Raw genomic sequence first — 23909 nt, forward strand, 5'->3', positions numbered from 1 at the left:
AAGGAACGCGCCTCCGGGCACATCGCCGCCACGGTCCTGGTGGTGGAGCCCATGGGATCCACCATCCTGCTCACCGTGGATGTGGAAGGACAGACCCTCAAGGTCCAGGCCCCGCCCAGCTTCCGAACCGCTCCCCATCAGACCATCTGGCTGGGCTTCTCGCCCAACACCATGCGCTTCTATGACCGCGAAACCTCAATGGCACTGGAGGCCAACTAGATGACCCACCACAACGTCAGCAACGAAGAGCTCCGCAGCGCCGCAATCGAAGTGCTGCGCCGCAATGACCTGGGAACCATGACGACGGCGGCGCCCGACCTTTATCCCCACATGTGGAGTTGGGATGCGGCGTTCGTTGCGATAGGCCTGGCCAGGGTAAGCGTGCCCCGCGCCATCACCGAGCTGCGCACCCTGTTGGACGCCCAATGGTCCACCGGCATGATTCCGCACATTGTTTTCAGCGAGGATGAAAAGCGCTACTTTCCGGGCTTTGACCGCTGGGGCACGGCCACCGCCAAGGCACTCCCGGAGGGCGTCAAGAGCAGCGGCATCTGCCAACCGCCGGTGCACGTCATCGCGCTGCAGCACATCCTTGACCGCGGCCGGGAGAACGGCGGATCCGACCAGGCAGCGGCAGAGGAGTTTCTCCGCGAATCCTTCGATGGCTGGCTGGCCTGGCACCGCTGGCTGGCCACTGTCCGGGATCCCGAAGGCGTGGGCCTCGTGGAGATCCACCACGGCTGGGAATCGGGCTTTGACAACTCCCCCCGCTGGGACGGCCCGTACGCCGCCATCCACCCTGGCGAGCTGGAGCCGTTCACCCGCCGGGACGTCCTCCATGTGGCGGATGCCAGCGAAAGGCCGGACGACGCCGAATACGCGAAGTACCTCTGGCTCGTCCAGCAGATGGCATCCGTAGGCTTCGATGACCAGGCCGTGCAGGAGATTGTGGACTTCCGGGTCCGGGACGTCTTCTTCTCAGGAATTATGGCAGCCTCGACCGAGGTCCTGGCCAACCTGGCCGCTGAACTTGGTCGCCCCGAGGAAACGGAACTGCGGGGGCTGGCCGAACGCTTCCGCCGCGGGGTGGCCTCCACGGTGGACCCGGAGACGGGGCTGGCCCGGGACTACGACGTCCTGGCGGGCGAATGGATTTCCACCGAAACGGTCTCCGGTTTCGCGCCGCTGGTGGCCGGCGGCGATGCCGCACTCCTGTCGAGGCAGCGTGAACTGCTGCAGGGCAAGGACTGGATGGCATTCCCAGGAATGCGGTTTGCGCTCCCGCCTTCCACCTCCCCCGCCAGTGCGGCCTTCAGGCCGAGGACCTACTGGCGCGGGCCGGTGTGGCCGTTCCTGAACCTGCTGCTGGGCTGGGCAAGCGATCGTGACGGGCAGGCTGACCTCGTCAAGACACTCCGCTCGGAGTCCCTGCAGCAGTTGGCCGACCTCACCTTCGCGGAGTACTACGAACCGTTTACGGCAGAGCCCTTGGGAAGCCTCGCCCAGGCATGGACGGCAGCCGCTGCGCTGGAATGGCTCGGGAACCCGTGACTGCAGTGCTGATTGCCTGCGACAAGTTCAAGGGCAGCCTTACGTCCGCTGAAGTCTGCGCTGCGGTGGAGGCGGGCATCCGGAGGGTACGTCCGGACACAGCCGTGGCTGCCATGCCGATGGCCGACGGCGGCGAGGGCTCCGTTGCCGCTGCCTTCAGCGCGGGTTTCGCGGAAATCACGACGACGGTCACTGGGCCGGGAGGGCAGCCGGTGGCGGCGTCGTTTGCGCTGCGCCGCAGCGACGGCACGGCAGTGGTGGAAATGGCACAGGCTTCCGGGCTCCTCCAGCTCCCCGGCGGCCTTCCCGATCCCCTGGGGGCAACGAGTTTCGGCACCGGCGAACTGGTCCGGGCTGCCCTGGAGGCCGGTGCCCGCACCATCATCCTGGCCGTCGGCGGCAGCGCATCCACCGACGGCGGGGCCGGTTTCCTGCAGGCGCTCGGCGCCACCCTTTCGCGGGCAGACGGAACACCGCTGGGACGGGGCGGGAAGGCACTCGGTGATCTCGCCGTCGTCGACCTTAAAACGCTGGATTCGCGGCTGACCGATTGCCGGATCATCCTGGCCGCCGACGTCGATAATCCGCTCCTGGGACTTCGGGGGGCTGCCGCCGTCTACGCTCCACAGAAGGGCGCTGACGAATCCCACGTGCGGCTGCTGGAGGAAGGCCTCGGCCATTACGTGCGGACGCTGCGTGCCGCCGGGCTGCGCGCCGGTGCTGAAGACCTGCCCGGCGCAGGTGCCGCCGGCGGCCTGGGTTTTTCCGCCCAAAGCGTACTCGGCGCCACCATGCGGCCCGGGATCGACGTCATGATGGACCTTGCCGGGTTCGGTGAGGCCCTGGCAACCCTCACCAGCGCCGATCTGGTCATTACGGGCGAGGGATCTTTGGATAGACAGACCCTGAACGGCAAGGCCGTCGCGGGAGTGGCCAGGGCGGCCTGGGACGCCGGAGTGCCCGCTGTTGCCGTCTGCGGGCGGGGACTCCTGGGACGCGGCGAGCTGGCCGGCCTCGGCATCAGTCAGGCCTATGCCCTCACGGACCACGAACCGGACGTGGCCCGCTGTATCTCCAATGCCGCTGCGCTGCTGGAATCGGCGGCGGAACAGCTCGCCCGGGAATGGATCAGGGCGGAAGCCTCGCTCCCCGGATGAAGTAAGTTGTTTGAGGGAACGGGAGGATGACATGGCGGTGGAACGAGTGCCGGCGAGCCTTGGCGGGGCGACGTCGCACGGGCGGCTGCTTGAGTTGATCCGCTCCACCGGCGGGCTGTCGCGCCAACAGCTCCTGGCTGCGACGGGCATGTCCCGGGCCACCCTGTATGAGCGGCTTGAGAGCCTCCTGCGCCGCGGTTATATCTACGAGGCGGAGTCCCTGGAGGCGACGGGCGGGCGCCGCTCACGCAAGATCCGGTTCGATGACCGGGGCAGGGTGGTGCTGACCATCGCCCTGGGCCAGACACACGCCACTGTAAGTGTCACCAATACCCGCGGAAAGGCATTGCGCTCACACACCAGCAGCCAGGCGATCGGTGGACAAGCCCAGTCCGTGCTGATGCCCCTTGTTGAAGCCGGGAAGAGACTGCTGGCACAGGGAACCGGTGAGGTTCTTATTGGGGTCGGGGTCAGTGTGCCAACCCCGGTGGAAGCGGAAACAGGCTATGTTGCCCATGCCACCACCATTCCCGATTGGCCCCGGGATGCCGTAGCGCGTGCCGTGTCGGAGGCCTGGGAGGTCCCGTTCGTCGTCGAAAACGATGCCCGGGCTGCCGCGCTGGGAGAACGTGTCAGCGACGAGGAAACCATTGTCTACGTCAAAGTGGGAACGGGCATCGGCTGCGGCATTGTGGTGGAAGGGAGCATCTTGCGCGGCGCCCGCGGCGCGGCCGGGGACATCGGCCATATCCGGATGGCCGAGGACGGTCCGTTGTGCCGGTGCGGACGCCATGGCTGCCTTGCCGCCTACAGCTCGGGCCGTGCCATCGCCGACCGCCTTGGCGGGCCGGGGCCGGATCCGCTCCAGGCCATCAGTGACGCTGCCCGCGCCGGCGACCCGGTTGTGGAGCCGATCGTGGAAGCGGCAGCGGGTGTGCTGGGCAGGGCACTCTCCGCAACCATCACCACCCTGAACCCGGACCGGCTGGTAATCGGCGGAATCATCGGGGCGGTTCCGGCATATGTGGAACAGGTCAGGAGCACGGTGATGGCCACCGTGGTGGAACGAATTGCCGACGGGCTCGCCATTGAAGCCGGCGATCCGGGCGACCAGTCCGCCTCCCAGGGACTGGTCACGCTGGTGATGCGGAAGGTGTTCTCCCCGGCAGCCATAGACGCGGTGGCTAACGAGGCCGTCCTGGCCTGAGCGGCACGGAAGAAACTTGAGCGGATCTTGAGACACGGGCAATAGGCGGCCTTTAGGATCAGGGAAGTGCCTGCCGGCACGGAACTGGCGGCTGCTGGGGCAGCCTTGACGATTGCGGGGACCGATCTCTTTGTTCAAGTTCGTGAAGATTCTTACGGCCACTCTTGGCGTCGGCCTGGGCCTCACATTTGCGGGAGTGCAGCCTGTGCAGGCAGCACCGGCAACCGCCCAGATTACGCTTAGTCCAACCACCGGTCCTGCGGGGTCCGCCGTCACGGTCAGCGGGACCGGGTTCAGGGTCTCCACATCAGGAACGGTCATCGCAGGCTCCACCACATTTGGCTTCCGTACTACCTCAACCGGTGCTTTCAGCACGGCAATCACCATTCCTTCAACCGCAACAGGAAAGCTGACCATCTCGGCAAAAACATCTTCAGTCCAGGCGTCCTCGGTGTTCACTGTGGCAGCCCCGGTGGCGGCGCTGCCCCCGGCGCTGCCGCCGGTCAGCACGGCTGCCCTGCGGTTTGGGGTCGCTACAACGGGCGGACCGCTGGCCAGCGCAGAACTGGACGAGGTGTCACGGCTGGCCGGGGAAAGCCCGTCCAGCGTCCTGTTCTACAAGGATTTCCTCCAGGCGCCGCCGATCAATGAGATGAACGCCGTGCGGGCGCGTGGCGCCGTGCCCCTGGTGACGTGGGAGCCGTGGGCCTGGGGCGGCGGGCTCAACCAGCCCGCCTATTCGCTGGACAGGATTGCCGCCGGAGACTTCGATGCCCACATCACCCAGTGGGGACAGGCATTGGCCGCCTGGGGCTACCCGGTGCAGCTGAGGTTCGCCCATGAGATGAACGGCGACTGGTACCCGTGGGCTGAAGGGGTCAACGGCAACGAGGCCGGGGACTACGTCCAGGCGTGGCGCCACGTGCACGATGTGGTGGCGGCCACCGGGGCGTCGAACGTCTCGTGGGTATGGAGCCCGAATGTTCCCTACTGGGGCTCCACCGATTTGTCCGGCCTTTTTCCGGGCGCCGGCTACGTGGATATTGTCGCGCTGGACGGGTACAACTGGGGCACGTCCGCCTCGTGGAGCGGCTGGATTTCGCCGCAGGATCTCTTCGCGCCCGGAATCGCCGAGCTGCGGTCGCTGGCTCCGGGAGTTCCAATTTTGATCGCCGAGACGGCCTCAAGTGAGGCGGGCGGGTCCAAGGCTGCGTGGAACACGGACCTGGTGTCCTACCTTGCGGCCCAGCCGGATGTGATGGGCTTCGTCTGGTTCCACATGCAGAAGGAAGCTGACTGGCGCATTAACAGCAGCGTCGCCTCGGCGTCCGCCTTCAATTCTGCGTTGGCGGCGCGCCGGGCGTCGTAGTCCCTGCTGCTGGTTACGGCCGGGCTGCGGGGTTGCGGCGGACCAGTGCGATCAGGGCCACCCCAATCAGCATGATGCCCAGCGCTGTGAGCAGTCCGGCCCCTACGTTGAGTCCGGTGTAGGCCAGGGCGGCCCCGGACGCGGGGATGGAGGTGTTCATTCCGTACATTGTTAGTTGATTTCCTCTGCTGTGTATTGTGCTTCCCAGCGGTCGATGCGCCGCCGGGTGATTTTGGTGGTGAGTACTGCTGACCACGACGCCAGGAACCATCCGGAGCGCAGCCACATGAACAGTTCCTGCGGGAAGAAGGTGGCCGCAATCAGGACGTCTTTCCAGTCCCAGTGCGGTATCCGCAGTGCGCGCTTGATGTCCAGCGCCACGAACAGGATGGGCACCAGCCACCAGAACAGGACCACCTGGAACACGCCGAGGGTCAGCGACAGCACCATGACGGCGATCCACAGGAGCTTGAGGAAGACGCCCAGCAGGCCCATGGCCTGCTGGGCCCAGTCCCGGAGTGTCAGGCGGTTGAGCCCCAGGTCCAGCAGATCCTCCACCGTGCCCACCTGCCATTTCATCCGCTGGCCCCAGAGGGCCTTGATGGACTTCATGGAATCCGTGTAAGCCCGCACCTCCGGCGAAACCTGGCAAACGTAGCCGAGTTCGCGGATCCGGTAGGTCAGCTCGAAGTCTTCAACCTGCGAGGTATAGACCCAGGGCCCCTCCCGGTCGTCGCGGGCAGCAATCTGCCGCAGGACCGCGTTGTTGATCGCACAGCCGGTACCGGCAAGCACGCTCGTCCGTCCCCGGCGCAGCGCCGTATCGGTCCACGTGGCAAACTCCGCTTTCTGCAGCCGGCTCAGCAGCCCGGGATCCTGCATGGTGAATTTCGAGGAGGACCCTCCCAAAAGGACCCCTTCCCCGCCACTGAATTCAGCTTCCCAGGCTGCCAGCGCATTCGGCGGCAGCACGGTGTCCGCGTCCAGGCAGACCACCACGTCCGCGTCATAGGCATACTCCGCCCACGCGCGGTTCAGTGCCTCGGACTTGCGGTGTTCCAGCCGGGGCAGCTCCATCACGGTGACCGGATACTTCCGCGCTTGCCTCGCTGTCGAATCCGTGCAGCCGTTGGGAACCACCACGATCAGGTCCGCAGGACGGTCCTGGCGCATCAGCCCGTCAAGCGTCGCGCCGATGGACGCGGCCTCGTTGTACGCGGGGACCAGCACCACCACGCGCAGCCCGGTAACAGGGACACCTGAGTGCACTGTGATGTCAGCTGCCGAGGGCATAACCGTGGACAAGGAGGCCTCCTACTGGACGTCGAAAAGTCCGGCCGGACCTTCCAATCCAGCTAATAGCCCCTATCTCAGATTTCGCCCGCACTCGGCATCAAGCTTCAATCAATAAGTCTCAATTCTTCCTCAATGCATTTTCTTGAGGCTCATAATTCACGACTCATGTAAAAGCCACATTTCGAAAGCACTAATAGAGTGCATTAATTTTATTTGTGCTTCTGGTCACAATTTGGGGCTAAAGCGGCAGATTCAAATTCAGTTGATTCCTGGGCCAACTGGAGGACGGCCCTTCACGTGCCTTCCGACGCACGAACGCATCCTCCAAGGACTCCGCCGGAGCGAAAATAGAGTACACACTACTCGTGTGCTCCGCCGTGGCCCCCCGGTACTGTCTCCAGAAGTATTGCTGAGGGCATTCTGACTGTCAGGGGGGCAGGTCATGAGTAGTGAGCTAAACGTGCACGGTGCACGGTATCAGGCAGGGGTCGGTGACGGAGGCAGCAGCGGGACAGCGTGGTCCCGCTGGCAGTCACCGGCCCCGGCATCCACAGGGCTGGCCCGGGATGGGACTTTTTCGCAGGATAAGTGGTGGGAAGCCCCCGCGACGTTCATGCTGGATGTGCATGCCGATACGGAGCATGACTCCTTGTGGTTACTCGCCCTGACGGCTAAGTCAGCACTTCTGGAGGCTACCGGCCACGCCTTCGACTGTGCCGTGACCCTGGTCCGTCCGGATGAGGTCCCGTTGACCGCCGCCAACTCCAACCGTGCGGCCGGCCTTGCCGCATGGGACCAAGAGTCCGGTGAGGGGCCCGTGTCGCAGGCTCTGGGCGGGCGGTTGGCCGTCGTCGTCAACGCCGCCTCTGGAGGTACGCGCTGGCCCGCGTACCGGGAACGGTTACGGATGTCCGTTTATCGGTCAGCAGCATCAGTGCCGCTGCAACTGGCAGCCGGACACTTTGGCGCGATGACGCTCCTTGCCACAAATTGCGCCATCTTTACTACTGAAGTTCTGAGCAAAGCCATGGCCTTCGCTGAGGTGGCCGCCACGAGCTTGGTGGCAGCCGATGAAGTCAGGCAGGCATTAAGTACGGCGCATCATTTGCGTTCGGCCATAAAGGGCCGGACCTCCATCGACGTCGCCTGTGGCGTGATCATGGCAAGGAAGCGCTGCTCCTATGACGAGGCATTCGGCATCCTCGTCGAAGCCTCCAGCCACAACAACGCCTATCCCAAGGACGTGGCGGAGACCATCCTCGACGACCTCCCGGGCGGTGCTCCCGCCGTTCATTTCAAACGCTGAACCGGTAGGGTCAGGCAGCACCCACCAGGCCCGCAAAGAGCGACGGGTGGACAATCATGTTGCCGGGATGGGCGTGCCGCAGGGTATCCAGCATGACTCCCAACCCGCCGTCTTTCGGGAGGAACCCGCAAATACCCATCCGGGCAGCCTCGCCCAAGGCTTCCTGTGACGGGTTGCCGGTGAGCATGATGACCCGCGCCCCAGGTGCTTCCGAGAGGATTTGTCCGGCGGCTTCGAGGCCCGACCCGTCCGTGAGATGAAGGTCCATAAGCACGACGTCGGGACGCAGCTCGCGGAACATGGTCACCGCGGACTCCACCGACTTCGCCGCCCCCACACTTTTCAGGTCCGGTTCCCGGTCCAGCGCTCCAGCCAGCAGGTCCGAAAAGGTGGTGTGGTCATCAACGATCAGAATTCGCACCCGTTCGGTTTCCTGCTTTGTCACCGCCGGAGCAATGGCGCCGGCCCCGCTGACCACGTGGATGGGGCTTCGGGTCTCCGCTGGCCCGAGCGCGGCTGCCGTGCTGGTCAGGAGCCGGGCGTGCGCCTCCTTCAGCGCCGGACTGGGCGCGCAGCCCAATTCCTCATCCAACACCTTGCGGCAACGGTCATACGCCCGCAGCGCCTCTGTTTTCTCGCCGTTGCGTTCCAGCCCCAGAATCAGGGCCGTCCAGGCCCGCTCATTCAGGGGGTCTTCCTTTGCCGCCGCGCCGCCCCACGTTATCGCTTTGGCCACGTCCCCCACGGCCAGCGCAGTCTCAGCCGCCTGGACCCGGACCATGCTGACCCGGGCTGCATGCAGGGCCCGTTCCTCCTCAGCCCAGGCCGGCAGCAGCTCATCCCCCAGCAGCGGGGCCGAAGCGATCTCGAGTGCTTCGGTGAGCAGTGCCAGCGCTGCCGGCGCATCGGCCTGGCTGGCCTGCTTGGTCAGTGTGTCGAACCGGTTCAGGTCCAGGTCCACCAACGACCGGTCAATCGCATAACCGCCGGTGACCGTCCGCAGCGGCCCGCCCCGGCCTGACCCCGGCTGCAAATGCCGCCGCAGGACACTGACATAGCTTTCCAAGGTGGGCAACGCCACCGACGGATGATTGTCACCCCACAGCAGGTCCATGATGCGGGTCTTGGACACCGCCGAGCCGAAGTTCAACAACAGGATCTCCAGCACCTGCCGGGGCTTGGGCCCGCCAAGGTCATTCGCGCCCAGCTCGGTGTTTCCCCGCCGAATGGTCAACGGACCAAAAACCGAAATCGTAAGTACCGGCGCCTGCTGTGATGCGGGAACAAGTTCCGGGCCGCCGCTCTTCTTCGCCATCTCCAAAATAGTCATTCTGTGCCCCCCAAGTAATTGAGTACTGCTGGTTTCCATTGAATTGGCGGAAAAAAGTGCGAACAACAGTGGTCACTACTCGCTTCCACACCGGCTATTTCCGTCCGGCTACTTAGTACTTGGGAGCAGATACTCAGAGGCCCTGCGGGTGCAAGCTGGCTGTACTCGGGTAAAACCAGCGAGGCATGAGGCGTTTGTGCTGGTGAAACGCGAATGGCCACGGATCCGTCTCAAACGATTGGACAAACCTAGGTAGCTCCGCGCGAAGGCAAAATCACGAGCGTTCTGCCGCAGCACGGAATCCCCCTATTTTCAGGATGAAGCGGAGGAAAGGCTTCTCCTGGACCCTGTATGGTCCACGCCGCCGGCTGGACAGGTGGCATGGGATTGGTCCATTCTGGGTGGTAGGCGTCACACTTTTGTGGGGGCGTTTCCCTTGTGGCCGAGTGCAGGGCCTTGAGGAGTACCGCTAGAGCCTGCTGGCGGACAGATGCACACCGGGGAAAGAGAGCCGACATGGCCACCTCGCATTTCACAATGTTCCTTGCAGAAGCCACCGTCCCTGAATTTGACACGGACTGCCCCCTGACCGCCGACTGCCTTTACGGCCTGTACGTCAGCTGGTGTGTGCTGCAGGGGATAGACGCAAAACCGGACGTCACTTTCCGAGCAGCAATGCACTGCCGGGACGTCGACGTTCATGACAGCCGGCTTCGAATGGTAGGCCCGGCGGCCGCGGACTATATCCTCTCCAGCTACCCCACCGCGGCTTGATCATGTCCATACATCCGGCGGACCCGGTTGAAGAAACAGCCATGAAGGATTCCCTTCCACAGGCCTATGAACTGGCCGGAGTAGCAGGGAGGATGCTTTCCGGCCTCCTCACCGAGGACGACGCCTCAAAGGCGGTGCAGTCCCTGGCGTACGTTTTGAAGGACTTGATCCCGAACTCGGCAGGAGCCGGGGCGTCAATCATTCACCCCCGCGGCCGTAGCGAAAGCACCGGTGCCACCGATACGGTCGTGCTCGGAGCGGACAAACTGCAGTACAGGTTCGGCGAGGGACCGTGCCTCAGCGCTTGGGCGGAACAGCGCCCCATCATCATCCAGGACATCCGGGAAGAAATTCGCTGGCCTACCTGGACGGCGGCGGTGGCGGATCTTCCGCTTCGTTCTGTTCTCAGCGCACCGCTGACCACTGGGCGAAGAAAAATTGGTGCCCTGAAGGTCTACTCCCCCCTCCCGCTGTCATTTGATGACAACTCGGTCTTCCTGATCGAGCGGCTCGCCAGCCCGGTCGCGGTCCTGCTGCGCCACATGCGGGACCGGGAAGCTGCACAACGGATGAGTGACGAACTGGCGGAGGCCCTGGCCAACAGGGACATGATTGCAAAAGTGCAAGGGATCCTGATTGAGCGCATGAATTTGAGCTCACAGGAGGCTTTGGAGGTACTGTTGGCCCGCTCTCGCGGAGAGAGCACACCACTCCATGATGTAGCACGGGATATTCTCCAAGAGGCCACCCGAGAGTAGGGGTAGCAGCGGAGCCTCGCTACCCAGGCCGGCTCCCAGAAGCCCTCACGGCATGGTTCGGCCCCCGGCGGTAAGACCGCCGGGGGCTTTCGGACCTGTTACCGGGTATCCATCCGGCGGGTGGCCGTTCCGCCGCGGCTGGACACGGCCCTGACGGATGTGACCTGCTGGCGCGGGCCGGGTTTAGCTGACAGGGACCAGCTGCCCAGGGAATTGATGGGGACGGTTCCCAGCAGGGTTTCGGCGCGTCCGGGCGTGACGTCGTAGACCTTCACCGAGGCTGAACCGGCGGGGACCGCCCCGTCGATCCTGGAGGTTCCCGCAACGTCCATGTCCTTGTTAAGGCGGTGCCGCGCGGTGGTGATGGTGAGGACGTCACTCGTTGCCGTCGGGGTTGCTGTCGCCGTCGGCTCCGCGGGGGCAGGGGAAGCCGTCTCCGTTGGCTCGGCAGTCGCGGTTGCGCTGGCAGTCGGTTCCGGCGTTTCCGGTGTCGGCTCATCCGTAGGTTCGTCCCCCGGTTCCTCCACCGGTGCAGTCTGGTTGATTGGGTGCGGCTTCGAGGCCTCGATGGGGTGGTTGGGGTCGGGGTCGTTCGGGTCGATGCCCACGCTGAACTGGGCCATCATGTCGTGGTCCTCATGCGGGAGGTTGTGGCAGTGAATCATGTACCTGCCGCGGTGGTGCTCAAACTTCATGAGCAGCCGGACCGTCTCGCCCTCGCCCACGTACACAACGTCCTTGGGCCCGCGTTCGTAGGCAAAGGGCGGACGTCCGTTGCGGCTGAGGATCTGGAAGTCCACCAGGTGGATGTGGACGGGATGGAACCATCCGCCGGAGCTGTTTTCGATGGTCCAGATTTCCACGTCGTCCAGGTCCGGGTCGGCCAGTACCTTCTTGTAACCGCTTTCCACCACCTCGTCCCATGTCATGCCGCCGATGGTCCAGATGTCGTTGTCCCGCTTCACGCGCATGTGCCTGCTTTTCACGGACTGGGAAGGGGTCAGGCTCATGGGCGTGCTGGGGGTGAGCAGTGTGGGCATGACCTTGGCGGCCGGACCGGAGGTGTCCACCGGTTCGTCGGTTACATCAAAGGCCATGACCTTGCCCGTGAAGTCGTAGTCCACGTTGTTGTCGTTGGACAGGTTGCGCAGTTCCACGCGCTTTCCGGCCGGGTACTTGGAAAAGTCGATGAGGACCTCGTAGCGCTCCCCGCCGCTGTGCCGCCATGACGACACCTGCTGGGCGGTGGGCATCAGGCCGCCGTCGGTGGCCACCATCGTCACCGGATCCCCCGTGCTCAGGGAGAAACGGTAGGAACGTGCAATCGAGGCATTGAGGATGCGGAAGCGGTAAATCCGCCGCTGGACCTTCATCACCGGCCATGGTGCCCCGTTGACAAGGACGACGTCGCCCCAGAGGCCGGAGTGGGTGTTGTCGTCGTAGGCCAGTTGTCCGTCGGCCGCGAACATGGCGTCGGATACCGTCAGCGGCACATCGAACTTGCCCTGGGGAAGCAGGCTGCGTTCCACGTCGTCATGCATGTGGTACTGGCCTGCGAGCCCCGAGTAGACACTTTGCGCCGTGTTGTGGACCGCGTGGTCGTGGTACCAAAGGGTCCGTGCCGGCTGAAAGTTGGGATACTCGTAGTCTTTGCAGAAGCCAAGCCCGGTCAGGTCGTTGGCGTACCCGTCGAACTGCGGCAGCGACGCCGAACCGTGCAGATGGGTGGACGTATCCAGCCGGTACCCCCACTGCGGATGGAACAGCGGCAGAATGTTGTCCATCATCAAGGTAATTCGTTCGCCCTGGTTCACCTTGATGGTGGGGCCCGGGAACGTCCCGTTGTAGCCAAGGATGGGTGTGCTCAAGCCTGGAACAATATTGGCCGAACCGAGCTTCTGCTCAATGCGGTAGTGATGCCGCTTATGGCCGTCCGGGTCCAGCGTGGTGCGCGTCGGCGCAAGCACCGTGGGCACCTCGAGGGTCCGCTGGAAGGGCCTGGGCATGTTGCTGGGGGCCAGCCGGCTAGCCGACTTCGCATCCACCGACGTCAACGGCACCGCCAGACCAAAGGCGCCGATGATTCCAACTCCACCTATTTGCAATGCCTGCCGGCGTGTAATTGACATGGCAAAAGACTGGAATAACCACCCTGAGAAAACATTGGGGAAATCTGGTCCTCTGCCCAAGCGCACCTCCCCGAAAGCCCTTGAAAGCGTTTGCCGCTGCGGCGTACTGTGCACGAAAAGCCTGCGGCCCATGGGATGAGGAAGAACGCGAATGAACCTGCTGAGCCAGATCTTCGCCGGCGGAACCGCTCTAGCCCTGATTTCCGTCGGCATGCTGGAGATCCTCTTCCACGGCGACCGCCGCTTCTACCGGATCTTCCTGATCAAACCTGAGGATGTTCCGGCCGTGCGCATGTGGGCGATGAACGTTGGCGCCTACAACATCACCTTTGGTGTGGGCATTGCCGCAGGCCTGTGGATGGTGAACACCGGGAACGCCGCCGGCGGGACAGCGATTGTGCTCTTCTGCTGCGCGAGCCACGTCTTCCTGGGCTTCTGGTTGTGGGTCACCGAAAAACGGCTGCTGACCAGTGCCATCGGACAGGCTCTGTTTCCCGGCCTGGCAGTGCTCTTCTACGTTTTCTTCCGGTAAGGACCCGCAAAAGCGGCTTTGGCTCCGGGGCGCCGGCAAAGGGAAAGCCCCTCCTAGGAGGGGCTTTCAACGTAGTGGTCATTTGTCTTCTGGTAACGGTCAGCGGTGATGCACTCCCCCTTCCCGGACGCCCCTCAGCGCCCATCCGGACTATGACAAGAACTGACTGTAATAACCCGGGCCCCCTACGTAAAGTGCTTCGGCAAAGGAAATTCGCTGGAGATTATTCGCGCAGGTGGAGGACGCTGCAGAGGACAGGCAGCGGGCAAGCAGGCACCCTACGTCCCCCGCCCGACGGACACCAGTTCACGCTCCGGCGCGTCCGCAGGAGCTGGACGGACGACGGCGGGCTCCAGCCTTTCGTTGGCCCAGCGGCGGAGCGGCCGCTCCACCAGGCGGAAGGACGCGCAGGCCAGCAGCACGGTGAGGACGGCCGCCAGCGCGATGCGCACAGGCAGCTCCGGGATCAAGGGCATCAGCAGCAGGTAGACGGGGATGTGCCAGAGGTACATGGCGTAGGAGAGGTCCCGCCCGGGGCCCGCAAGCCAGGGGTGGCTGAGGAACCGTACCATGAAGCCGGCCGGCTGCAGGACCAGCGATCCGATCAACATTGCCGCCAGCAGGGACAGCACCGTGGGGCCAGCCGTCCAGAAAACACTGAACCACAGGCCGGGAGTGTCCGGTTCCTTCAGCAGGAACACCGCAGCCACCAGGATGCCGGCTGCGAGCGGGGCGCCCCACCGCGCAACCGCCTGCAGGGAGCCATGGAGTGTTGATCCCCGGCGGACGCAGGTGAACAGCAGGGCCAGCGCGCAGCCGATCAGCAGCTCATCGGCCCGGGTGTCCGGCCCGTTGTAGAGTCGGCCCAGCGGCGCGCCGAGGGCAACCAGCACGAACCGTTCCAGCAAAAAGGCGCCGGCCAGCCCGGCCGTTATCCACGTGACAGCGCGCAGGTTCCAGAACCGGAGCATCAGCAGGAGCAGCGGCGGCCACACCAGGTAGAACTGCTCCTCCACGGCGAGGGTCCAGGTGGGGCCTAGGGTTTCCCCGGTGATGGAGTTGCCGAACACGCCGAAGTGCGCCAGGTTCATGACGTACCCGGCCGCCGGCAGGACGAAGCCTTCCTGGCCGCCCCACCCCGACGCGGGAAAGAGCAGCCCCACCGCGAGGATCACAGCGCACAGCGCCAGCAGCGCGGGCCACAACCTGGCCAGCCGCTTGGCATAGAAAACACCAAGGCGCAGCCGCCCGGTGGCGAGGCGTTCCTTCAAAATCAGCAGGGTGATCACAAACCCGCTCAGCGTGAAAAAGACGTCCACGCCAATGAACCCGCCGGGAATGAGTTCCGTTGCCGTGTGGAACAAAAAGACCCCCGCCACGGCGATGGTGCGGAGCCCGTCCAGGGCATGCTGGCGTCCGGATACGAGCCCCGTTTCGGGAGTTGCCGCGCGTTCGTTGACTGATGAAATTCCGCTGCTTGACCTAAAAACCACTAAGTAAGCATATATAACGTTCCGGTAACTGCGCTTGGTGAAGGCTGGGTGGAACCTTCACGGGGAGGCGTACGACGGCGGCCCGCGGCCGACGTCGTACGCTTTCCTCCCAGGACCCTACGCTGCGTCCGGAGGATTCTTGATGGCCGAGGGACCACCGCGGGAAAGGCCAATAGTGCCGGACCCACCAACCGCCCCCAGTCCCACAGCTGCCCCGCTGCATGCTTCACAACGTCCCACAAACTGATGCGGGCAATCGAAATCCTGCCCATCCGGGGCCGGTAGTACGACGTGCATCAGCTTGGACTATCGCATCAGGGCGTAAGCGGTGACCAGTGCGGCAATCATCAGGACGACGACGCCCAAAACAGCGAGTGGCTGGCCGTTTCCCTTGGCAGGTCCTGGCCCTCGCCGGCGACCGTGCCTGCGCTCAATTACATTTGCCATGCGTCGAGTCTATGCAGCCTCTGGCGCCGGCACCCGCGCATCGCGTACCTGTCTTTGAAAGGCCAACTACTTGAATAAAGGCGTACGACGGCGGCGCGCCGGTGACTCCTACGATGCCCGGGTGACCAGGATTTCCCACTCCTCGTACATCCGTTCGTACGCACGGGAGTTACTGGTACAGATGCCCAGCAAATGGGAGTCGCCCAAGGCACTTCTGATGGTGGAAGTCCAGACAAAAACGATAGCTCCATTTTGGTTCTCGTAGCACGAAAGGGCCCGGACTCCATTGCTCGTGCTGATGTCGTAAATGAGGCTGGATGGAACAGCACTGCAATCCGCCCCGGGAAGGCTGGCCGGGACGATGGAGGCGTAGGAGGCCTCCAACTCCGCTACAGATTCGTATTCCACATAGGTCAGGGAATCGAAATTCACCGGCGAGCATTCCACTTCAAGTACGGCACCTTGGCCGAATGCCGCTTCCACAATGACTTGTCGGCAGGGCTCGACTTCGTCAGGGATTGCGGTGAGAAGGAGGTACAAAGGCAAACGGTTTGAGGTCGTGGGGCTGGCTTCGGGTACCGGAAATGTCGGGCTGGGTTCGGGTACCGGAAATGTCGGGCCGGGTTCAGGTTCCGGCGATGGGGATGACGATGGAGCCGGCTCAATCGCTGCCAGGATTTCTGAACGCCACTGTGCCATTCCCAGTCCAGTCAGGACCAGCACCAACGCCGTGATCAGGGCGGCCACGGCCGTCAATGCGGCGACGCTGGTTTTGTAGCCTGTCCGGTGGGTCGAGCTTTCATTGAAGGCAGTCAGACGCCCTCGCGCGGGTTCGTCCAGTGAGTCCAGATATGCCTTGGTTTCCTCTGGGAAATTTGCTGCCATGAAAGCCATGAGGTTCAGGTAGCGGTTCGTCAGGTGGGGCGTCGTTGAGTTCATTTGCTCCAGCCGCGGTAGCCAGCGCTTCCGCACAACGGCGGCCTGGTTCACCACACCTTCAGACAACACGCTGGAACCGAGCTCCTTGCCCACCATGAGTCGGTTCAGCATGGCTACGGCAGCCGGAAGACTACCGCAGCAGGCGGCACCGATCTGGTCCCCTGTGTAGACAGTGGCCCTGAAATAGGGGGCAAGGAATATGTTGAGGATCTTCAGCTTTGTTTCGAACTCGAGCAACACGCTCAGCAGGATGAACTGTTGGTGCCGTGCCTTCAAGGCACCGAATTCTGAGCCAAGGAGAAATTTCAACTGCGGCAGATTTGCCTCAGTTTGCAGGTCACTCACGGTAGTGGATTTGAGTATAAGGATGCGGGTTCCCATAAACGTGGCCAGCATGACCGGTTTTTCGGCGGCCTCGGAGACATAAACATCCACCCGCCGGCTGTATCCCACATGATCCCGCACCGTATCCACCACGCCCTGCAGCTCGGGAAGGGACTCGTGCGAGACGAGAAGGGAGTTACCGAGCAGATGTGCGCGTCCAGTCACAAGGAACAACCAGAGAGTCGCAACAGCCACGGCCAGTAACAGGGCAGCGAGACCCAGAAGCTCTAAGGGACCGGTGGCAAGCACAATGACGATGAACATCACCATCACGCCCGGGGCTACAACGGCCGTAGCCGCGGCCAGGACCAGTCTGCTGTACTCGGCAGGATGCCGGAGGGCGTTGACGTCCAAAGGCGGGCCAGCGCGATGCTCAGATTGCTGTTCCGGCTCAGGCAGACGCCCGGTAGGTGCCGAACGCCCCGCCATGCTCAAGGCTTCGTCTTGTGCCACTCTCCTGCCTCCTGCCACTCCGCAGCTGCGTTACTGGGCGTAGGGGCTAAACAACGGGCACGACGGCGGAACCGGCCGCCGTCGGACGCGTTGCCTTCCGATCGGTCCGCTACGCGCCCATCGTGTCGTCCATGTCGGCCAGCGGCCGGGCAGCGTCACGGAGTGCCTTGAGCGCTTCCTCATAGCCGTACTCCGATCCGACCCTGAGGCTGCCAACGGTCGTCAGGGGCAGCAGCAGGTCCTCTTCGCCGCCCTCGTGGCTGATCCACACTGCTTCGAAGTTCAGCGCGGGGACACGCAACAGCCGCAGTTCGGTGTCCTTGGCGGAATTCTCAGCCAACGGAAGGGCGGCCTCCACGGCTCGGCTGAAGGGTTCCAGATGGGACGCCGCGGCGGACATTTGGCGGACGTTTCCTTCCTCGCCCTCGTCGACGTCGAAGAACGCCGTCGCGTTGCCGTCGGTGGATTCATACACCCGCAGGCCCACGACTTCAGGCCCGCCCTCGGCACGTTCTCCCAGAAGCCGGTCCAGGCCCAGGCTGTAGACGCGGTGGGCCATGCCGATCTGGACAGAGTCGTCGTCGGCCCTACGCTGCTCGGCATGCTGGGGGTCCGCGAACTGCTTCACATGCAGCATCTGCCGCGATTCCCAGATCTTCCTGAGGACCGGATCGGGCAGCGGAACATGGCGCCACGGCAACTTAAAGTAGCTCTTCGTGTAGTACGTGTGCGTCCATGTGCCGCTCCCTTGGTAGTTGCTGGAGAAGTCGCTGAGCCTGAGGTGGCTCTTACCGTAGATCGGATCGTCGATATCAAGATACTGCTGGCCGAAGATCCTGGCATAGCCGTAGATCACCATGAAGTGGCCGCCGCCCCCGCTCCAGCCCACCCGCGCACCCAGCGGACGCCCGGCGTCGATCTCGGCACGGATCTGCGCGAAGGTCACCGGTCCGGTGATGCTCACGTAGTTCCTGGTCCGGGTGAGGGCGCGATCCAGATACCAGGGAACGTTGCATGCTGCCGGCACGGGGGAATTGCAGGCATCCGTGCGGTTCAGTTCGGCGTTGCACACCTTGCATTGCGTCCAATGGCTGAACCACCAGTAGTAGTGCGAAACGCTGGTGGACGCCGCCGCCCAGCACCAGTTGGACTGGGTCTGGGCCTGCATGGTGAAGGACAGCTGCTTGGAAACGAAATGACTGCCAAGAATTTCGCCGTCCCAGAGCAGCGATTTATACGGGCTGCTAGTGGCGCGGATAACCTCGTCAAGGCTCATGGCCTGTCCCTTCCTGACGGATACAAGAGTGCCTACAGAATCCGCCCGGCGGCGTTACTGCTGCGTTATCGGCTCCACAATTAGGGGCGTGCCGCCATTGTGAAGCACATGGGCAGGCGTTACGATGCTGGCGGGGAGAGGTCCTGGTCTGCATGACGAGCACTGAAGGATTCTCCAATGACCGACTTCTTCACCATGCAGCCCGGCGAGACCGCTGCTCCCCTGCCGCCCGGCCCCGTACTGTGCACCGGGTCCGCGTCCATGCGGCGCATCCACCGCTTTTTCCTGTGGGCGTACGACGAGGCGCCCGGCCTGGTCCGCTCCGTCAGTGCCGGCGACACCGGCCGCGCCGCGTACGTGGGGGAAGTGCTGGGCAACTTCGACAAGGTCCTCCATGTGCACCACGAGGGCGAGGACCTGCTCATGTACCCGCAGCTGGAGCAGCGGGCCCCGGCCTGCGCGCTGCACATAGGGCAGATGCTCGAGCAGCACCGGCAGGTCACCCAACGGCTGGAGCACATCGAGCCCAACCGCCTGCGCTGGATGGAGACCGCAGACCTCGAAGCCGGCTCGGACCTCGCCGCACGCTACGAGGACCTCTCGGCGGTCTTAAAGGTGCACCTGCGGCGCGAGGTCACGGAGGTGATGCCCGTGGCGGACAGGGTGATGACCGAGGAGGAGAACAAGAACATCGGGCAGCACGGGATCAAACAGTTCGACAAGAAGTTCATGGTCGCCTACCTGGGGATGGTGCTGGCCACGAACCCGCCCGCGGACCGGAGGGAACTGTTCAACGAGATCCCCGCACCGGTCCGCCTCGCCTACAAACTCGTGGGGCGCGGCATGTACCGGAGACAGTACACCATGCTTTTTCCGGGGCGCCCCATTCCCGAGACGCTCTAACCAGCCCCGGTGGCTTGGCCTGTGGAAGCGCGGACGACGGCGGTACGTGCCGTCGTCGTTCGGGTGGCTCTTGCCGTTGTCATCGCCTTGGGCCTGGGCGCTGCTGCCCTGGCGGGCAGCAAGGATCCGCCCGCCGCCACTGCGCAGATAGGTGCTGACCGGTTCCAGGCCGCGGACCAGTACCTGCAGGAACAGATGGAGCAGCTGGGCCTGCCGGGGGTGCAGCTCGCGGTGGTGGAGGGTGACCGGCTCGTCCACCTCTCCGCATTCGGCGTGGCGGACGCCTCAGGCCGTGCCATGACCCCGCAGACGCCGGTGCTGCTTGCCTCCACTTGCAAGGCGCTGACCGCCGTCGCCGTGATGCAGCAGGTGGACGCCGGCCGGCTGGACCTGGACACCCCGGTGAAGCACTACCTTCCGTGGTTCCGCACGGCGGACGAGTCAAAGTCTGCAAAAATCACGGTGGCCCACCTGTTGAACCACACCGCGGGCTTTTCGGAACGGGACGGCCGCGCGTACCAGGCCGCGGATGACCGCAGCCCCCAGGCCTTGGAGCAAGGTGTCAGGGATCTGTCGGACGCGGTCCTCGTCGCTGAGCCGGGAAGCACCTTCACTTACTCCAACCTCAATTACGACATCCTGGGACTGCTGGTGCAGACGGTCTCCGGTGAAAGCTTTGATCAGTACATGAAGCTGTATGTTTTTGCACCCCTGCAGATGGCTGACAGCCATGTCTCTGCGGATTACGCTGCAGCCAACGGGGCAGCCCACGGTTACTACCAGTGGTTCAGCTCCGTGTGGCGTCCGGCTGACATGCCGGTCCCCGCAATGGGCGCGCCCTCGTCCACCATGTACTCCTCGGCTGAGGATCTGAGCCGCCTGCTCATCGCAGAACTGTCCGGCGGGCAATATGCCGGAAGGGCCATCGTGTCCCCCGAATCCGCCGCGGCGCTCCTGAAACCGACGGTCACGGTGGACGGCTTCAGCTCGTACGCGATGGCATGGTTCGCCCGGCCGCTGTGGGAGAGCCTGGACCCGGCGGCGCCCAAGGAGCAGTGGTACGGCCTGCCCCTGGTGCTGGAGCACCCTGGTTCGTGGTCCAATACGCAGTCGTTCCTGGCCATGGTTCCCGGCGAGCGCCTGGGCGTTGTGTTGCTGGTGAACGGGGCCAGCCAGTCCACCGCTTCCCTGGCCCGTGCCATGGACAGCAACGTCCTGCGGATCCTTCACGGCAAGGCTCCCGTGCCGGCGGAAATCCGGGAGGAGCCGCTTCAGCAATACGGCTGGGCGGTGGCGCTGCTGGCCCTCCTCGCGGAACTTGTGTCGCTGGTTGTCCTGGGCCGCGTGCTGTACCGGTGGGCACGGAACGGACGGCCGGTTTCGGGACGCCGGCTCGCCGCCGTCGGGGTTCTGCCGCTGCTGCTGGACGCAGCCATCCTCTGGCTGGGGTTGGTCTACATCCCAAGCCATTTCGACGCCGACCTGCCGGTCATTGTTCGCACAGTCCCGGACGCCGGGCTCTTTATTGTGCCCGCCCTGGTGTTGACGGCGGCATGGGCTGCCGTGCGGACTGCCTTGGCGGCATGGCTGTGGTTCCGTTTGCGGGCAGCAGCGCCAGGACCGTCCCCCACAGGACCATTGCCACACCCCACATCGGACCTTCCATAGCGCCGGCCCGGTCGGGGTAGGCCAGCATGGCCACTCCTATATACACGGCTGACAGGCTGATGCTCACCCGGGCAAGCGGCCGGGCCGGACCCCACCAGCCCATGATCAGGGCAGCGACCATCATGGTGATGCCGGCGGCGCCCTGGACCGGCCAATGCTCTATGCCCCAGGTGTCGTGTCCTGCATTGGGTTGGAGCCTCGACATCTGAAGGGCGTGAATCGAGTACGGCAGCCAGAGCGGCACTCCAACTACCGCCATCAGGAGGTGCTGCCAGCCCGGCCGCAGGGAACGGCTGGCAGGCGTGGTCTCTTTCCGCGCAGAATATAGGAGTCCGAGGGCAGGGACGGCGACGATCAGAGCCAACGGCAGCGGGCGGCTGTCAGCGCCGAGCATGGCGGACAGTACGAGCGCCATGCCCGCCACAACCAGAAGGACTGTTCCGGGCCAGGGGTCACGCGGGTTCAGCGCGATGCTGGCATAAGAGCCTGCCACGATAAACGTCATCAGGCTCCCCCAACTGGCTTCCAACGAGACGGCCCAGACATAGCGCTGGTCCACCCAGCCCAGGAGGGTCATGAGATCGGCGATGCCGAAGAGCCCGACGGCGGACACCGCCACCATGAGCCAGGCCACCACACGGACGAACTGCAGCCGGTCGGGCAGGGACTGCTTTTGATCCAAGGCTTGGGCGTCATCCATGGCTCGTCCTCCGGTGGCTGCAATTGTCACCACTATCGCACCTTGGTCGTGAGCAGAGCCGGTGGTTGACCCGGGAGTCCATGGTTGAGCCCGCAGTCGCTGGCGGAGCCTGTCGAAACCCCGCGCTGAAAAGATTCACAGGCGGAAGGGCGGAAAGCCGACCTCCCGCCCTGTATGGCTGATCCATTCAGGAATCGGAGCAATCCTCTACGCAAGCAAGGCGCAGACGTCCGTTACCTTTCCGGTTTCACTAAATTTTCTCGCTTCTGTCCCATCCACGTTGAGGCGAATAATCAGCCTCGGAGGCATCACCACAATAGGTAATTCCGAGAAGGTTGCGGGTAGGGCGCAAAGCACCGAATTATCCGCATGTTGCCTTACTGATAAGTAAGTTCATCTGCTGCACCGATTGAACCGCGATGACTAGGTTGCCGATATTAGCCCGCTGGTTCTCGGCTTGTGAAGTACAAATAGATAAGTAGGGGGCTGTTCGTAAAAAGTCATAGGAAACTTTCACATTCTCAAATGGAGGGCCAGACGGGCGACGACGCCAGAAGGGAACCGGCTTCCCAAGTCAGGAGCTGGAGTGCCCAGCAAGGACGCGGATTGGAGCGTGTTGTTGCGCAGGTGAAGGTAAGAGTTGTAGCTGCGTCGCCCCTGGAAGCTCCGTTGCGGGTCTTTCGAGATGGGTCTTGGCCAGCGTGCAACCGCCCAGAATCAGCAGGGGCATCACAACGAACACCACAACAGCAAGCCACGGAGGCAGGAGGCACGGGCCGGGGGTCCAGCAAGGACCGTCCGGACGTTCAGGCGTTCCCCCGCTCCTCAGGCGCATTTTGTCTCCCTCCGACGGACTCAGGGCAAACAGCAGTAGCAACGGGCCGCAACAGTCATGGTTGGCAACGGCACGAATCCTGTGTGGCGCTGCTGAATTCAGGGGATAAATCAGCGCCGACCGCACCGCAAACTGGTGCTCGTCATCGACGCACTAATTGGCCGCGTACATCATCGGGCGCGCCAGGAAAGGGAGCATTTTCTCCTTGGTCGTCTCGCTGAGTCAGCCCGCGAGCCTCGCTGCTGGGCTTCCCGCATGCATAGCTTCCTCCAGGCTGGCTGGGATTGTCGACCCCCAACACTCGAAAAGTTGAAAATTAGGGGAAATAGGTGGCATCAGGGGAAGTAAAGCGTTACACGAGTAGTGCCGGCTGAAGTCCTCTCGCGGGCAAAGCCAGGGAGCTTGCGAGGGCCAGGCTGTGTCACCACGGAGCACCACCTGCGTACTGAACACTCGTTTTTCTATACGGAAGTGTCTTTCGCAAGGTCAACGAGAGATGAAGCGAGTACCTATGGGCTTACTCTCGGTATCCAGAGGCTGTTGGCGTCGTGCGAAGGGCTTTTCCCAAGTAACCCTAAAAGTGCCATTAGAGTACTCGATACTCGTGTCCTGCCCGCGGAACGACCCGTAGCTTGGAACACACCAGCGGGCTAAGCAACGGTTCCTGGGACCTAAACAACTCTGGGAGATTCCTTCCTAAACAATGTGCTGCCATCGGATGCCTGAAATACACCAGCTGAAATCGCAGTTCGGCATAGAACGCCGCGCCAACCGCTGCGAGGGGCCCCGCAACGCGTTGCCCCGCTGCGTACATAAACAGGAACATGCGCCACCACAGCAGGCTCGGACGCCAGTTGGCGCTGGAGCGGAAGACATCCCACGGCTTATTCAACATCTCGCTCGACAGGGGAAGTACATGACTCAGCATGCAATGGGAACCCACGCCCGGACCTGTGGCACAGCCGCCACGGGGTCAACACCAAGGGGTAATGTCTGATGACGCCTATCGAAAGCGTGGCCGTGACCGCTCAAGTAACATTCGGCCGTGACGGCGCAATGTTTGAAGGCCTACTCGGCTTCGTGGCGCAGCTGAGCGTAGTGCTGTGGTGCCTGGTGGTTTTCACGGCGGTCATCCGTTTCGTCGGTATCCGGATTTATCGACGCGCCGCCCGTGCGGCTCTCGTTGAAGAAGTGGCAATGACCCCCATTCCGACGGCAAGCCGGGCGACCGGCGCAGTCACGAACGTGTCGTTGAATGAGGGACTGAGACCAGCACCGGCACCGGCCGCCGTTGCCGCGTCTGCGAAAGGGCCGCGGCCAGCGACTCGCAGCCGCCAACATGCCGAGCGCCGGTCAGCTTCGCAGCTGCCAGCGCTCACTTCCAGCCCTGCTGAGGCGTGAG

At 63.6% G+C, this 23909-nt stretch carries 20 protein-coding genes; 12 read left to right on the forward strand and 8 right to left on the reverse strand.

Annotation, left to right across the window (positions count from 1 at the left end; all coding sequences use genetic code 11):
* The 5 genes from P2Q66_RS00660 to P2Q66_RS00680 form a co-directional block, all read left to right on the forward strand.
* Positions 1–219: TOBE domain-containing protein (locus P2Q66_RS00660; protein ID WP_275724780.1), on the forward strand; the 219-nt coding region annotated here is incomplete at its 5' end.
* On the forward strand, positions 220–1551 hold the full coding sequence (locus P2Q66_RS00665) for a glycogen debranching protein (RefSeq protein ID WP_275724781.1): 1332 nt from the start codon (positions 220–222) through the stop codon (positions 1549–1551).
* Complete coding sequence (locus P2Q66_RS00670) at positions 1548–2708, forward strand: glycerate kinase (RefSeq protein WP_275724782.1); 1161 nt, start codon at positions 1548–1550, stop codon at positions 2706–2708. Before P2Q66_RS00665 ends, P2Q66_RS00670 begins: the two co-directional genes overlap by 4 nt.
* A 31-nt stretch (positions 2709–2739) precedes the next feature.
* Positions 2740–3915 (forward strand): ROK family transcriptional regulator, encoded by a 1176-nt coding sequence (locus P2Q66_RS00675; RefSeq protein ID WP_275724783.1) that lies wholly within the window; start codon positions 2740–2742, stop codon positions 3913–3915.
* A 142-nt stretch (positions 3916–4057) separates the two neighbouring features.
* On the forward strand, positions 4058–5284 hold the full coding sequence (locus tag P2Q66_RS00680; protein ID WP_275724784.1) for a glycosyl hydrolase: 1227 nt from the start codon (positions 4058–4060) through the stop codon (positions 5282–5284).
* 13 nt (positions 5285–5297) lie between these two features.
* Here P2Q66_RS00680 and P2Q66_RS00685 read toward each other — a convergent pair whose 3' ends face one another.
* Together P2Q66_RS00685 and P2Q66_RS00690 are read right to left on the reverse strand one after the other, a co-directional pair.
* Positions 5298–5444, reverse strand: coding sequence for a hypothetical protein (locus P2Q66_RS00685; protein WP_176156811.1), 147 nt, complete (start codon positions 5442–5444; stop codon positions 5298–5300).
* An 11-nt stretch (positions 5445–5455) separates the two neighbouring features.
* On the reverse strand, positions 5456–6589 hold the full coding sequence (locus P2Q66_RS00690) for a glycosyltransferase family 2 protein (protein ID WP_275724786.1): 1134 nt from the start codon (positions 6587–6589) through the stop codon (positions 5456–5458).
* 433 nt (positions 6590–7022) lie between these two features.
* Between P2Q66_RS00690 and P2Q66_RS00695 the strand changes: the two genes are divergently transcribed.
* On the forward strand, positions 7023–7886 hold the full coding sequence (locus P2Q66_RS00695) for an ANTAR domain-containing protein (RefSeq protein WP_275724787.1): 864 nt from the start codon (positions 7023–7025) through the stop codon (positions 7884–7886).
* A 10-nt stretch (positions 7887–7896) separates the two neighbouring features.
* Here the strand turns inward: P2Q66_RS00695 and P2Q66_RS00700 are convergent, their stop codons facing one another.
* Complete coding sequence (locus tag P2Q66_RS00700) at positions 7897–9216, reverse strand: BTAD domain-containing putative transcriptional regulator (RefSeq protein WP_275724788.1); 1320 nt, start codon at positions 9214–9216, stop codon at positions 7897–7899.
* 516 nt (positions 9217–9732) lie between these two features.
* On the opposite strand from P2Q66_RS00700, the gene P2Q66_RS00705 reads away from it, so the two are divergent.
* Together P2Q66_RS00705 and P2Q66_RS00710 are read left to right on the forward strand one after the other, a co-directional pair.
* Entirely contained in the window at positions 9733–9990 is a 258-nt protein-coding gene (locus tag P2Q66_RS00705; protein WP_115526403.1) for a hypothetical protein, read from the forward strand.
* Between the two features lie 41 nt (positions 9991–10031).
* Positions 10032–10748, forward strand: a complete 717-nt coding sequence (locus P2Q66_RS00710) for a GAF and ANTAR domain-containing protein (RefSeq protein ID WP_275724792.1) — start codon at positions 10032–10034, stop codon at positions 10746–10748.
* 98 nt (positions 10749–10846) lie between these two features.
* Here the strand turns inward: P2Q66_RS00710 and P2Q66_RS00715 are convergent, their stop codons facing one another.
* Positions 10847–12877: a multicopper oxidase family protein gene (locus tag P2Q66_RS00715; protein WP_275724793.1), complete on the reverse strand. Its 2031-nt coding sequence runs from the start codon at positions 12875–12877 to the stop codon at positions 10847–10849.
* 151 nt (positions 12878–13028) lie between these two features.
* Between P2Q66_RS00715 and P2Q66_RS00720 the strand changes: the two genes are divergently transcribed.
* On the forward strand, positions 13029–13409 hold the full coding sequence (locus tag P2Q66_RS00720; RefSeq protein WP_275724794.1) for a DUF1304 family protein: 381 nt from the start codon (positions 13029–13031) through the stop codon (positions 13407–13409).
* Positions 13410–13687: 278 nt separating this feature from the next.
* On the opposite strand, the gene P2Q66_RS00725 is transcribed toward P2Q66_RS00720, so the two are convergent.
* The 4 genes from P2Q66_RS00725 to P2Q66_RS00740 form a co-directional block, all read right to left on the reverse strand.
* Positions 13688–14902: an acyltransferase gene (locus P2Q66_RS00725; protein ID WP_275724795.1), complete on the reverse strand. Its 1215-nt coding sequence runs from the start codon at positions 14900–14902 to the stop codon at positions 13688–13690.
* A gap of 306 nt (positions 14903–15208) precedes the next feature.
* Positions 15209–15349 (reverse strand): hypothetical protein, encoded by a 141-nt coding sequence (locus P2Q66_RS00730; RefSeq protein ID WP_176156809.1) that lies wholly within the window; start codon positions 15347–15349, stop codon positions 15209–15211.
* Positions 15350–15457: 108 nt separating this feature from the next.
* Positions 15458–17125, reverse strand: a complete 1668-nt coding sequence (locus P2Q66_RS00735) for a hypothetical protein (RefSeq protein WP_275724797.1) — start codon at positions 17123–17125, stop codon at positions 15458–15460.
* A 109-nt stretch (positions 17126–17234) separates the two neighbouring features.
* Positions 17235–18401, reverse strand: a complete 1167-nt coding sequence (locus tag P2Q66_RS00740; protein WP_275724798.1) for a papain-like cysteine protease family protein — start codon at positions 18399–18401, stop codon at positions 17235–17237.
* Positions 18402–18578: 177 nt separating this feature from the next.
* Between P2Q66_RS00740 and P2Q66_RS00745 the strand changes: the two genes are divergently transcribed.
* The 3 genes from P2Q66_RS00745 (at position 18579) to P2Q66_RS00755 (ending at position 23908) form a co-directional block, all read left to right on the forward strand.
* The gene (locus P2Q66_RS00745; protein ID WP_275724799.1) at positions 18579–19304 is read left to right on the forward strand and encodes a hemerythrin domain-containing protein; all 726 of its coding nucleotides are present in this window, start codon (positions 18579–18581) and stop codon (positions 19302–19304) included.
* 9 nt (positions 19305–19313) lie between these two features.
* A complete protein-coding gene (locus P2Q66_RS00750) occupies positions 19314–20972 on the forward strand; it encodes a serine hydrolase domain-containing protein (protein ID WP_275724801.1) in 1659 nt (552 codons plus the stop codon).
* Between the two features lie 2531 nt (positions 20973–23503).
* Complete coding sequence (locus P2Q66_RS00755) at positions 23504–23908, forward strand: hypothetical protein (RefSeq protein ID WP_275724802.1); 405 nt, start codon at positions 23504–23506, stop codon at positions 23906–23908.
* Position 23909 lies beyond the last annotated feature (1 nt).

The sequence above is a fragment of the Arthrobacter sp. Cr_A7 genome (genome assembly GCF_029222765.1).
Classification (GTDB): domain Bacteria; phylum Actinomycetota; class Actinomycetes; order Actinomycetales; family Micrococcaceae; genus Arthrobacter.